This window comes from Streptomyces sp. NPDC002886 (assembly GCF_042888445.1).
Lineage (GTDB): Bacteria > Actinomycetota > Actinomycetes > Streptomycetales > Streptomycetaceae > Streptomyces.
Genome location: NZ_JBIAPV010000001.1, coordinates 1,152,960 through 1,165,061 on the forward strand (window position 1 = coordinate 1,152,960; position 12,102 = coordinate 1,165,061).

Annotated in this window: 9 protein-coding genes; 1 reads left to right on the plus strand and 8 read right to left on the minus strand. The window is 72.8% G+C overall.

The window, feature by feature from the left end; translation table 11 throughout:
- Positions 1-35 precede the first annotated feature (35 nt).
- The 7 genes from ACFYYB_RS05210 to ACFYYB_RS05240 all read right to left on the minus strand — a co-directional run bounded on the left by ACFYYB_RS05210 (position 36) and on the right by ACFYYB_RS05240 (position 10,635).
- Complete coding sequence (locus ACFYYB_RS05210) at positions 36-1,355, minus strand: peptide ligase PGM1-related protein (RefSeq protein WP_389433270.1); 1,320 nt, start codon at positions 1,353-1,355, stop codon at positions 36-38.
- Positions 1,352-2,011 carry an isochorismatase family protein gene (locus tag ACFYYB_RS05215; protein WP_389433271.1) on the minus strand — a complete coding sequence of 220 codons (660 nt, stop codon included), beginning with the start codon at positions 2,009-2,011 and terminating at the stop codon, positions 1,352-1,354. The genes ACFYYB_RS05210 and ACFYYB_RS05215 overlap by 4 nt, the downstream gene beginning before the upstream one ends.
- Positions 2,012-2,057: 46 nt before the next feature.
- On the minus strand, positions 2,058-3,236 hold the full coding sequence (locus tag ACFYYB_RS05220; RefSeq protein ID WP_389433471.1) for a 3-deoxy-7-phosphoheptulonate synthase: 1,179 nt from the start codon (positions 3,234-3,236) through the stop codon (positions 2,058-2,060).
- A gap of 56 nt (positions 3,237-3,292) precedes the next feature.
- Positions 3,293-5,308: an anthranilate synthase family protein gene (locus ACFYYB_RS05225; RefSeq protein ID WP_389433272.1), complete on the minus strand. Its 2,016-nt coding sequence runs from the start codon at positions 5,306-5,308 to the stop codon at positions 3,293-3,295.
- Positions 5,309-5,332: 24 nt separating this feature from the next.
- Entirely contained in the window at positions 5,333-6,067 is a 735-nt protein-coding gene (locus ACFYYB_RS05230) for an alpha/beta fold hydrolase (protein ID WP_389433273.1), read from the minus strand.
- Positions 6,064-9,273 (minus strand): amino acid adenylation domain-containing protein, encoded by a 3,210-nt coding sequence (locus tag ACFYYB_RS05235; RefSeq protein ID WP_389433274.1) that lies wholly within the window; start codon positions 9,271-9,273, stop codon positions 6,064-6,066. Before ACFYYB_RS05235 ends, ACFYYB_RS05230 begins: the two co-directional genes overlap by 4 nt.
- Before the next feature lie 210 nt (positions 9,274-9,483).
- Positions 9,484-10,635 (minus strand): acyl-CoA dehydrogenase family protein, encoded by a 1,152-nt coding sequence (locus tag ACFYYB_RS05240; RefSeq protein WP_389433275.1) that lies wholly within the window; start codon positions 10,633-10,635, stop codon positions 9,484-9,486.
- Positions 10,636-10,752: 117 nt separating this feature from the next.
- Between ACFYYB_RS05240 and ACFYYB_RS05245 the strand changes: the two genes are divergently transcribed.
- A complete protein-coding gene (locus ACFYYB_RS05245; RefSeq protein WP_389433276.1) occupies positions 10,753-11,340 on the plus strand; it encodes a TetR family transcriptional regulator in 588 nt (195 codons plus the stop codon).
- Here the strand turns inward: ACFYYB_RS05245 and ACFYYB_RS05250 are convergent.
- A complete protein-coding gene (locus ACFYYB_RS05250) occupies positions 11,318-12,100 on the minus strand; it encodes an HAD family hydrolase (RefSeq protein WP_389433277.1) in 783 nt (260 codons plus the stop codon). The genes ACFYYB_RS05245 and ACFYYB_RS05250 overlap by 23 nt on opposite strands.
- Between the last annotated feature and the right edge of the window lie 2 nt (positions 12,101-12,102).

Here is a 12,102-nt window from a genome sequence, read left to right on the forward strand (position 1 = left end):
TTGCTGGGATCGTCGTCCGGATGCCCGCCCGCTCGTCAGACGAACAGACGGGACAGCGCTTCCTCGATCTCTTCCGCGGCCGTCATGTCCTCGGCGACCAGGCAGTACTCGACCGTGCCGCCGTCCCTGCTGTCGTCGGAGGTGATGACGACTCCGGTGCGGGACTCGGGGTCGAAGGCCAGGCCCAGCTCCCGGATCCGGTCGACGGCCTCGCGGAAGGACGGCACCTGCCAGTGATGGCGCTGGATGAGGATGCGCTCCCGGAGGAAGTCCGGTCCCACGAGCTGTTCGGCCAGGTAGTTGATGTGGGTGGAGCCGCCGACGCGCCCGTTGAACTCGTTGATCAGGATCTCGCCGCCGGGCGTGACGATGGCGTCCACGCTGATCGGACCGCGGTAGCCCATGGCGCGCACCGTCTCGCACAGGCGGTGCGCCTCGGTCAGGAAGGCGGGGAAGCGCGGGTGGTCGGCCGACTTCGCCGGGATGACCAGGCCGTTGAAGATCGGGCCCATCAGCATCTCGCCGTGTCCGAAGAGCTCGGTCCCCTCCTCGCCGATGCGGAACTCCGCGTAGACGGGCACGCTGTCGGGGGTGTAGTCCTCGACGACCACCGGACGGCTGTCGTCGTCCGAGTACCAGGCCCACCGCTGGTCCAGGTGGCGGGCGAGGTCCTCCCGGCCGTTCAGTACGGTGACTTCGGGGGCGCCGATCGGGGTGACGTCGGCGTCGCCGCTGAGGATGGCGTTGCCGTAGCCGGCGACGTGGAAGTCCTTCTTCACGATGGCGTGGCGGCCCCGCTCGAGGAGCTCCCACAGGAACTCCTCCGCCTCGGCCCGGGTGAAGGCCACCACGCCGTTCGGAATGGGGTTGCCGATGCCGGCGGCCAGGGCCCGGAACGTCGCCTTGCTGTTGAGGAGTTGTCCGCCGCCCTGGTGGATGTAGCGGAATCCGGGGGTCGTCGCGCCGAGCTCGAGGGAGTGGGCGAGTCCCACGACCGGGCTGTCGTAGTAGATCGGGAAGACCCGGGCGACACCGGACTCGCCGGTCGCGCGCCGCAGCTCCTCGACGAACTCCCGGTCTTCCCAGCGGTCCGGGGTGAGGACGTCGACCCCGAGTCCGCCCGCCGGCGGCGCGAGGACGGTGATCCGGTCGCGGTCCGCCCCGGTGAGCGCGGCGACGTATGCCAGGAACTCCTCGCTGGGCACGTGCGGTACGACGAGGACATCGCCCTCGGCGGCGTACCAGATCATGCGCTGGGCGGTCACGCCGGCCGTCCTGCGGTGCTCGGCGGTGAGCTCCGCCAGGTCGCCGACCATCTGGGCGGTGCGGTTGTTGGCTATGAACAGGGTGCTCATCGGATCTCCGGGGTCGTTGCGAGCCGGGCGGACCGGTCGGGCTGCCGGCTCTGCTGGATCTGGTCGGTGACGGTCCGCGTGGGCAGGACCACGGCGCAGCGGCCGGCGGCGTAGTCCAGGGCCATGCGGTGGTCCTCCGCGGTGAAGTCGGCCACGGCGTCGGCGACCAGGAAGGTCTGGATGTCATTGGTGTACGACTCGACGGCGGTCGCCAGGCATCCGATGTGGGCGTAGATCCCGCAGATGACCAGCTGGTCGCGGCCCTGCTCGCGGAGGAACTCGAGGAGACCGGTGCGGTGGAAGGCGCTGTAGCGCCACTTGGTGTACACCTGGTCGCCCGGCCGCGGCGCGAGGCCGTCGACGACCTCGCGCTGCTCGGGGCCGACCGTCATGCCCGGTCCCCAGAAGTCCCGCAGCAGGCCGCGGTCCTGCTCGCTCATGCCTCCGGGCTGGGCGGTGTAGGTCACGGGAACGCCCTGGGCGGCGCACTGCTCGCGCAGCGTGCGGACGTTGGCGGTGAGGGAGGTGACGGGGTCGGTGCCGGCCGGGAAGGCGTCGACGAAGTACCGCTGCATGTCGTGGATGAGCAGGACCGCACGGTCGGGGTCGACCTTCCAGTCGGCCTTGTTGGCCGGGAGTTCCGCGTCGAGGGGCATGGGATAGGGCGCAATGCCCGGAAGTGTCACGGGAGTTGGTGACCTTTCACTGGTGGGGCCAGGACTCGGCGACGGTGATGGACTGACCGAGGTTGAGACGGGGGTCGCACAGGGTGGTGTACGCGGCCCCCAGGGAGCCGAGCTCCGCTTCGTCCGCCCAGCATTCGACGACCGGGGCGGCGGTGGCTTCCAGGTGCAGTCCGCCCGGTACGCCGCCCCCCTGGAGCACGGCCGAGTGGAAGCCCTGGACCTCGCGGACGACGGCGGCGACGGACCGGGTCTTGTGGCCGCTCGGGGCGGTGGTGGTGTTGCCGTGCATGGGGTCGCTCAGCCAGATCACCGGATGGCCGGCGTCCCGTACCGCCGCGACCAGGACGGGAAGGCGTTCGGCGACGAGGTCGGCGCCGAGCCGGGGGATCAGGGTGAGCCGTCCGGGCTGGCGGTTGGGGTCGAGGCGTTCACACAGGGCGAGCAGTTCGGCCGCCTGCATGGCGGGGCCCACCTTGCAGGCCACCGGGTTGGCCACCTGGGCCAGCAAGGCGACGTGCGCTCCGTCGAGTTGGCGGGTGCGTTCGCCGATCCACGGCCAGTGGGCGGAGGTGAGGAAGGTCCGGTTGTAGGCGTCTCGGCGCAGCTGGGGCAGCTCGTAGTCGAGTACGAGGGCCTCGTGGCTGGTCCAGAGCGGAGCGCCGCCCTGGCCGTCCCGACCTTCGCGCAGCAGGCCGAGCACGTCACCGGCCGCCTGGTGGCAGTCGAGCATGCGCAGCGGGTCGGGTGTGCGCGACAGGGGGTCGAACTCCGGACCGTTGACCATCGGCCCTCGGTGGACGGGGAGTTCGAGGTCGCCCTGGCGCTCGATCGGCTGGGAGCGCGGCTTGGCGTACTGTCCGGCGATGCGCCCGACGCGCAGCACCGGCAGTCCGGAGCGGGCCTGGAGCACACCGGCCAGGCACTCGGCGAGGCCTGCCTTGCGGGCCACCGCCTCCGGGGTCCGGTCGGCGGGGTCCTCCGCGCAGTCGCCGGTCTGGACGACCAGGGCCTTGCCGGTGGCGACGTCGGCGAGCAGGGTGCGCAGGCGCAGGATCTCCCGCGAGGTGACGAGCGGCTGGCTGTCGCACAGCTCGCGGCCGGCCTTGGCCAGGAGGTCGGGGTCGGGCCAGTGCGGCTGCTGGGCCGCGGGCAGGGCGCGCAGCAGCTCGTGTTCGTCGGCGGCGAGCGGCAGCAGGGCCGCGTCCGTGTGGCGGGGGCGCGGACGCGGGCGGGTCAGGGTGTTCAGGGTGTTCACCGGTTGCTCCCGGGTGAGGTGGTCGAGGTGGCGAGGGCCGCGGTGACGAGTTGGTGGAGCAGCGCGGGTCCGTCCTCGGTCAGCAGGGACTCGGGGTGGAACTGGGCGGTGGCGAGGCCCGGTCCGCGCAGGCCGTGGACCTCACCCGTGTGCGGGTCGCGGCTGACCTCGACGACGTCGGCCGCGAAGGGGCCGGCCGGGGAGGTCAGGCGGTCGGTGGCCGAGCGGCCGGCGAAGGTGTTGTAGAAGCCGGTACGGGCCCGGCGCCCGAAGAAGTCGATCTCTTGCTGGAGGCCCTGGTTGGGGGTTTCCTTGCGGACGAGTTCGATGCCGAGCAGCGAGGACACGACCTGGTGGCCCAGGCACACGGCGACGCAGGGGGTCCCGTCGGCCAGCAGTCGGCCGGCCAGCCGGTTCGCGGTCGCGATCTTGGGATCCTCGGTGCGCCGGGGGTCGCCCGGCCCGGGGCCCAGGACCACCAGGTCCGCCTGCGCCAGGGCCGCTTCGGAGGCCTCGCGCCAGGGGTGGACGGTCACCGACAGTCCCAGGGAACGCAGTTGGTGGGCGAGCATCGCGGTGAAGGTGTCCTCGTGGTCCACGACGGCCGCGCGCAGCCCGGCCAGCTCGGGGGCCTCGTACGCGCCGGGGGGCATCGGGTCCAGCCAGAAACGGGCGAGCCGTTCGTTGTACGAGGCGAGCCCCTTCAGGACCTCCGGGTGCTCGCCGAGCCGACGGGGCGCCTCGGAGGAGGCGGGCGCCTCGGAGGCGCCGGCCGGAGCGGGGGCCGGGGCCGGGGCCGGACGCTCCCGTAGGACGGACAGGAGTCCGGCGGCCTTCGCGTGGGTCTCGGCGACCTCGCTCTGCGGGTCGGAGTGTCGCACCAGCGTGGCGCCGACCCCGATCTCCAGCCGGCCGTCCGCATCGATCTCGGCGGTCCGGATGAGGATCGCGGAGTCCATGGCCCGGCGCCCGGCGCCGTCCCGGCCGACGAGCGCGAGCGCCCCGCTGTAGTAGGAGCGGCCGCGGGGTTCGTAGCGGTGCAGCACCTCGCAGGCGCTCTCCACCGGGCTGCCCGTGACGGTCGGGGCGAACATCGTCTCGCGCAGGATGTCGCGGACGTCGAGGCGGCTCTCGCCCTTGATGAAGTACTCGGTGTGGGCGAGGCGGGCCATCTCCTTGAGGAAGGGGCCCTCCACCCGCAGGCCCGGATCGCAGATCCGGGCCATCATCTTGAGCTCCTCGTCGACCACCATCTGGAGCTCTTCGCGTTCCTTGCGGTCGGCGAGCAGCCCGAGGGCGCCGTCCACGGTGGATCCCGTCTCGGGATAGCGGTAGGTGCCGCTGATCGGGTTCATGGTGACCGTCCCCGACTCCAGGCTGACGTGCCGTTCGGGCGAGGCCCCGACGAAGGTCCGCTGCCCGGTGTGGACCAGGAAGGTCCAGTACGCGCCGGCCTCCCGGGCGAGCAGCCGGCTGAAGAAGGTGAGGGCGGCCGCCGGGGTGTAGCCGTCGATGGTGGCGGTGAAGGCGCGCTTGATGACGAAGTTCGCGCCCGCGCCCTGGCCGATCTCCTCGGCGATCACCTTGCGCACGATCTGCGCGTACTCGCCGTCCGGGATGTCGAATTCCTCGTCGCGCAGGGCGAGGGGCCCGCCGGACAGCTCGGACAGGAACCGGCCGGTGGGCAGCGCGTGCTGCTCGCGCACCTTGAGGACGGTCAGCGGGGCGCCGTCGTCGGTGCAGGTGTAGCCGCGCTCGGCTATCTGCCGGTACGGGAGCAACGCCAGCAGTTCGTGGCCGGCGGCGGAGTGGTCCGGGTCCGGGGCGTCGCCGTGCGGGGCGTCTTCGTCCAGGGGAAGGGCGTCCAGGCGCTCGACCGTGGTGACGTCCCCGAGGAGGAGTTCGAGCCGGTCGGGGCCGGTCGCGTGCGGGCGGTGCAGTAGGGCGAAGGGGGTGCCGTCGAGAGGGACGGTGACGTCTCCGTCGAGTGGGCCGGTGTTCTTGGTGACCATGTCGTTATTCCTTGTCGAACCGTGTCAGCCCTCGGAGTCCTGCGCGAGATCCGTCAGGAAGCCGTCGATGTGGTGGTGGAGCAGGGGTGCGCGGGTGGCGTCCAGCGCTTCGAAGTGGGTGCACTCCAACTCGCGGACGCGCAGTCGCGGTGCGCGCCGCGCCCACTGGCCGAGTTGGTCGGAGTGCCGGTCGGCGGTGCAGGAGATCAGCAGCGCGGGTCCGGTGAGAGCTGCGGAGGCCCGGTGGGCGTGGGCGGCTTCCAGGTGCGCGGCGGCGACTTCGCGCAGCCGCCGGCCCTCCTCGCCCGCGGTGCCGTCCTCCTCGCCCTGCCGGTGCCCCATGGACCGCCCGATGCGGTCCAGCAGCGCGTCCTGGTCGGTGGCGGGCCGGGCGGGGAGCTCGGCGTAGCTGTCCACCATGATCACGGCCGGGGCGGCGGCGCCGTCCTCGGCGAGGCGGCCGGCCAGTTCCCAGGCCAGTACGCCCCCGAGGGACCAGCCGACCAGATGGCGGGGCGGCCGGGGCAGGGCGCGCAGTTCGGCGAGGTAGCGCTCGACCATGGTGGGTACGTCGCGGTCGGGCCGCTCGCCGGGGAGCAGACCGAGGGCGCGGACGGCGTGGACCGGGCCCCGGTGGAGGAGTTCGCCGGCCAGTGGGAAGTACGGGCCGATGCCGCCGCCGGCGGCGGGCAGCAGGACGGTCGGCTCGCCGCCCTCGCTCTCGCCGAGCGGGATGAGCAGGGGTGGGTGCGTGGTCATGCCCGGTTCCTCCGCGCCGCGACCGCCTGGGCCAGGGCGACGATCGTGGGTGTCTTGAAGAAGTCGAGGACCGGGATCCGTACGCCGTACTGGTTCTCGACGCGGGTCAGGGCGGTCAGTACGTTCAGGGAGTGCGCCCCCTGGTCGAAGAGCGAGCGGTGCGCGCTCACGTGCCGGTCGAGCACCGTGCTCCAGATCGCGCACAGGCCCTCGACGAGCGAGGAGTCGAGGCCCGCCGCCGCGCCGGATTCCGTGTCGTACGCGCCATCCGCACCGTCCGCGTGCTGCGGCTGTGCGGCGAGGAGCAGTTCGGGCAGTGCGCGCAGCAGCGCCGCCCGGTCCAGCTTGCCGTTGTGGCTGGTGGGGATGGAGGCCACGGGCAGGACGTGGGCCGGGACCATGTACGAGGGCAGCGTCGCGGCGAGCGCGGCGCGCACCGTGGCGGGGGCGGCGGTCCGCTCCTTGTCGGGCACGAGGAAGAGCGCCAACTCCCGCTGCGCACCCTCCTTGTGGGCCGCGGCGACCGCCGCGCGGACGCCGGGGACGGTCAGGGCCGCGTTCTCCAGCTCGCCGAGCTCGACCCGGTGGCCCCGGATCTTGACCTGGTGGTCGTCCCGTCCGGCGTACACCAGCACCCCTCGCTCGTCGCGGAACACCAGGTCGCCGGTGCGGTAGCGGCGGGCGTCCGGGCCGGTGCCGTACGGGTCGGGGACGAAGCGTTCCGCGGTCCGTTCGGGGTCGTTGACGTAGCCCTGGGCGGGGCATTCGCCGCCGAGCAGCAGCTCACCCGGCACGCCGGCCGGGGCGAGGTGCCCGGTGACGTCCACGACCTGGGCGCCGACGCCCGGGATCGGGCGGCCGATCGGCACGTGGGCGGGCCAGGGCTGGGTGTCGGCGGTCAGCTCCTGCGCCGTGACGACGTGGGTCTCGGTGGGCCCGTACATGTTGAACAGTCCGACGCGCGGCCGCCGGGCGAAGAAGCCCTGGACGGCTCCGTCCATCTGCAACTGCTCGCCCGCCACGCAAACGTGACGGAGAGTCGGAAGCTCTTCGTTCAGTTCGTCGGCGGCCAGGGCGAACGGGCGCAGCGCGGCCACCGGAAGGTAGAGGTGGGTCACCCCGGTCTCGGCCACCCTCCGCACCAGGGAGGGCAGGTCGCGCCGGTCCACCGGCTCGCGGGAGACCAGCGTGCCGCCGGCGGCCAGGGTCGGGAAGATCTCCTGGAAGGACACGTCGAAACCGATCGGCGCGTACTGCATGAAGCGCGTGGTCTCGTCCATGGCGAGTACGTCGAGCTGCCAGCGGGTCAGGTTGACCAGGGCGCCGTTGCCCATGAGCACACCCTTGGGCCGCCCGGTGGAGCCCGAGGTGAACATGGTGTAGACCGGGTCGCCGGGGCCCCGAGCGCCGGTGGACGCCTCGGCGCTCCCCCGCGGCCCGCCGCTCCGCCGGCCCGACTCCGCCAGTTGCTCGGGGGTGAGCACGGCGGCCGTCCCGAAGGTCCCTTCGCCCACCACGAGCCGGCAGTGTGCCTGGGCCGTCATCGTGTCGAGGCGTTCCGAAGGAAGTTGGGGGTCGAGGGGTAGGTACGCGGCCCTGCGCTCGAGGATCGCCAGCACGCTCGCCACGGTCTCGGTCAGCCCCCGGGTGGCGACGCCGACGACGCTCTCGTGGCCGACACCCTGTTCGGCGAGCCCGCGCGCGAGGGCCCGTACGGTCCGGGCTAGTTCGCCGTACGTGGTGGTGGCGCCGTCCGCGGTGATCGCCGTCAGCTCGGGGTGTGCGGCCGCGGTGGCCATGACCCACTCGTACACGGTGGCGTGGCCGGTGGCGTGGTCGGTGGCGTAGTCACCGGCTCGGGCCGGCTCCGCGGCCGGGACCGGTCCGGCGTCGCTGAACAGTTCGGCGAGGGTGCGGCCCGGGTTGCGGGCCGCGCTCGCCACCGCTTCGCGCAGGGAGTCGGCGATGCCCTGCGCCACCGCGGGCGGCAGCAGCGCCAGGTCGTGCTCCAGCTCCAGGAGCCAGCCGCCGGGGGTGGGGGTGGCGAACAGCAGCAGGTCGAACTTGGCCGTTCCGTTGCCGTGCTGACGCACCGACAGGACGGGGCCTCCCGGCTCGACCACGGTGCTGTCCTGCATGGCGAGCAGCGCCGAGAAGACCGGGTTGCGGTTGCTGGAGCGGTCCGGGGCACAGTGCGCGGCGATCCGGTTGAAGGGGATGTGGGACCGGAACTTGGTGTCCTCGACCTCTTCGTCCACCACCTTGGCGACGAACTCCTCGAAGGAGGAGGTCCACTCGACCGGAACGGCCATCGGCAGGGTGTTGACGAAGAAGCCGCACAGGCCGAAGGAGCCGAGGGTCCGCCGGGACATCAAGGTGGCGCCGAGCGTCGCGCAGTCGCCGCCGGAGTGCCGGGCCAGTACCGCCGCGTACACGGCCGCGAAGAAGGTGAAGGGGGTGACGCCTAGCGTCCGGCAGGCCGCGTCAACGGACTTGGACTCCTCGGCGGTCAAAGGGAGTTCGATGCGTGCGCCCGCGAAGTCGGTTTCGGTCGGGCGGCCCGGCCGGGGGTAGAGCTCGGTCGCGCGGATGGTCGCCAGCCGGGCGGCCAGTGCGGCGGCTTCCTCCTCGGTCTCCTCCTCGGCCGCGGCGGCGAGCTGCGCCTGGAGCTCGGCGCGCAGTGCGCCCTCACGGCCGGCGCGCAGCGCCTCCACGTCGAGGGTGCCGGCGAGCGCGGCGGTCAGGTCACCGGTGAACGGTCCGGCGGAGAAACCGTCGAAGACCGTGTGGTGGACGGCGAACAGCAGCGTCGCCGCGGACGCGTCCTCGCTGCGCAGATGGGCCGCGCGGAAGAGCGGTGGAGAGTCCAGGGAGAAGACGTGGGCGGAGAGCTGCTCCAGCAGTGCGCTGCGACGGCCCGGGAATCGCGCCGCGGGCACCTGCTCGGTTTCCAGCGGAAGCCGTTCGGGCGGCAGCGGTCCGATGAGCGCGGCATGTGGCGAGGGCGCTTCGTGCAGGCCCAGTCGGAGCGTGGGCTGTACGGCGGTCACCTTGGCGAGCGCGGCGCTCAGCTCCTCGGCCCCGATGCGGGGGTCGAGCCGGAATTCGAGGACGATGTTGTAGAGGTTGCGGGCGGCAACCGTCCGGTCGATGACGAGCAGCCCGAGCTGGGCCTCGGTCACCGGGAACATCTGGGAGTTCTGCACAGGAAGACCTCACGGGTATGCGGGGCGGCACCGGCGGGAGACCTCACAGAATCATTCCTTCGCAAAGGTTTCAAATGTAATCGGGGACGCCGATCGAAAGCGGGCCGCACACGGACGCGCCCTGCGCCCTGCCACCCCGGATCGATCGGGGCGGGCCGGGCGCAGGGCGCGAGGCGTGTGCGTGACGGGGCGGCCGGGCCGGCCGGCCGGTCAGCGGGCCGCGGCCGCCATCACCTGCCGGGCATAGGCCGCGGCGGCCGGGGCCAGCTGCACCGAGCCGTGGCCGGCGATGGCGTGGACGTCGCGCCAGAAGCGCTGGAGGTCGCCGTCCTCGTCCTGACCCCGGACCCCCGCGCTGCGGTAGAGCCGCTCCACGGCGGTGACCAGCAGATCGATCGCCACGGCGCAGTCGCGCAGGTTCAGCGGCACCTGCGCCGCGGGGTCCGCCCCGGGGTCGGCCGCCCGGTCGGCGCGCCCGGCCGCCGCCTCGAGCAGCAGCCCGGCGGCGTCGATCTCGGCCGAGGAGCGGGCGAGCACCTGCTGGTGGGTGCCGTCCTCGAGCGCCGGGCGGCCGTCCGGGGTCCGCCGCTCGCGGGTGATCGCGGTCCAGGCGCGCAGCGCTCCCCGGGCAGCCCCCCACGCGGGTGCGGCGAAGAGCAGCGAGGCCACCAGCGGGAACGGGACGCGGTGACAGCCGGCCGCCCCCGGCTCCGGCGAGCCGGCCAGCAGGTCCTCGCGCGTCATGGCGCGGTGTACGGGTACGAAGGCGCCGTCCACGCTGACGGTGTGGCTTCCGGTGCCGCGCAGTCCGGCATTGCGCCAGGTGTCGTGGATCGTCACGTCGGCGCGCGGTACGGCGAGGATGCGCTGGCGGGGGCCTTCGGGGGTCTCCTCCACGCTGGCGAGCAGCACCCACCGCGCATGGCGTACCGCACTGGCCATGGCCCAGCGGCCCGACAACCGCCAGCCACCGGGGACTTTGGCGAGTTCGCCGGACGGCGGCACCACGGCAGCCGCTATGGACACATCGGGCGACTCCTGCCACAGTTCCTCTTGCGCCTCCTGCGGCAGGTGGGCAGCGAGTCGACCGTGGGCCGCCAGCAGCGCTGCGCACCAGGCCGCGGAGGGGCATTCCTCCCCGACGACAGCCACCGCCTCGATGATGTTGGCGAACGTTCCGGCCGAGCCCGACCAGCGCCGTGGTACGAACTGCCTGAGGAATCCCGCCTCGGACAGTGCCGAGACCACGGCGGGGTGCAGATCCCTGTCCCGTTCGGACTCCTTCGCCCGTCGGGCCGCCTCCGCTGCGGCACGTCGGCTTGCCGGCGGGGGCGTTGTCGCGGACGACAGTTGACTGGACATGAGTGGCGCCTCCTTGGCGGCTGTCAAAGAAAGAATTCACAGACGAATGTTTTTGGGTGTAGGTTCATGCCCCAACGCTTCCGGGGCACTTGAGGTGGGCAAGGAGGCCTCCCTCCGATGAAACAGGACAGGTCGCGACGTACACACGCGCTCGTCTTGGACGCGGCCGCCACGGAGTTCGCGGCTCACGGTTTCGCCCGTACCAATCTGCAGATCGTGGCGAAGCACACCGGGCTGACCAAGGGGGCGGTGTACGGCCACTTCTCCTCCAAGGAGGCCTTGGCCGACGAGCTGGTCCGGCTCTTCGAGGAGAGCTGGGGGGACTTGCTGCGCACCGCCGAACAGTGCGGGCAGGAACCCCAGGAGGGACTGCGCGCCCTGCTGCTGGGACTGACCCGGCACGTCCAGGAGGACGTACGGTTCACGGCGGGCCTGCGCCTGGCCACCGAGGACGCGCGGGCCCTCGGCGAAACCCCCGCCTTCCTGTGCGGGTTGGGCGCCACCATCTCCCGTCTCGTCCGGGACGCGCAGCTGCACGGGGTCATCGACCCCGCACTCGACGCGGAGCCCTTGAGCCGACTGCTGCTCGCCCTCGTACTCGGCATGCACCAGATCACGTCCGCCGGCGTGGCCGACGCCAGGCACCAGCCAGTCCTCGCCGTGTGGGATCTGATCCTGCTCCTCATCCGGCCCGCGGCAGCCTGACCGGCCCGGCCGCACCGCCCGCGTTGCCCGCACCGGCCGCGCTGCACGCGTCGTCTGCACCGGCCGCACCGCCCCCGCTGCCCGCGCCGCGGACGCCGGGCAGCACGGGCCAGCCCTCGCGGCCGGCGCGGGCGATCAGCACCGGATCGTCGCCGACGACCACCGGGTGCCCCACCGCGCAGAGCAGCGGAAGGTCGCTCGAGTGGTCGCCGTACGCGAAGCAGTCGCCCGCATCGACCCCGAACGCCCGCATGGCCCGGCTCGCCCGTACGGCCTTCTCCGCGCCGATCACCGGGGCGTCGATCTCCCCCGTGACCACCCCGCCCGCACTGCGCTGACCCGCGCACAGCACGAGAGCTCCGCCGAGCGCCTCGGCCAGCGGCTCGAGGCAAGGGCGGGGCGCCCCCGAGACCAGTGCGATGCGGTGGCCGGCGCGTCGGTGGCGGCGCAGCGCCGCGAGCGTCGGCCGGTGCAGGAGGCCGCCCTTGGCGGCCTCCTGCCGGAACCACGCCCGGCCGGCCGCGGCCAGCGACTCCTGCGAGCAGCCCGCGAAGAGGCGGTAGTACGCGCGGTTGAGTTCCTCGCGCGCGACTCCGCGCTCCCGCCGGGCCAGCAGGTCGGCGCGCGCCCGGTCGAAATCCGAGGATCCGGCGCCCTCGCGCTCCGGGTGGAAGTCCAGGAAGCCGATCATGCTCGTGACGGTGATGAGCGTTTCGTCCACGTCGAAGAAGGCGATGGGCGACGGCTCGTGGCGGGGCACCC

Coding starts and splice junctions, on each gene's coding strand:
- ACFYYB_RS05210 (WP_389433270.1), bottom strand. CDS start 1,355: ATGAGCACCCTGTTCATAGCCAACAACCGCACCGCCCAGATGGTCGGC.
- ACFYYB_RS05230 (WP_389433273.1), bottom strand. CDS start 6,067: ATGACCACGCACCCACCCCTGCTCATCCCGCTCGGCGAGAGCGAGGGC.
- ACFYYB_RS05225 (WP_389433272.1), bottom strand. CDS start 5,308: ATGGTCACCAAGAACACCGGCCCACTCGACGGAGACGTCACCGTCCCT.
- ACFYYB_RS05245 (WP_389433276.1), top strand. CDS start 10,753: ATGAAACAGGACAGGTCGCGACGTACACACGCGCTCGTCTTGGACGCG.
- ACFYYB_RS05240 (WP_389433275.1), bottom strand. CDS start 10,635: ATGTCCAGTCAACTGTCGTCCGCGACAACGCCCCCGCCGGCAAGCCGA.
- ACFYYB_RS05215 (WP_389433271.1), bottom strand. CDS start 2,011: ATGCCCCTCGACGCGGAACTCCCGGCCAACAAGGCCGACTGGAAGGTC.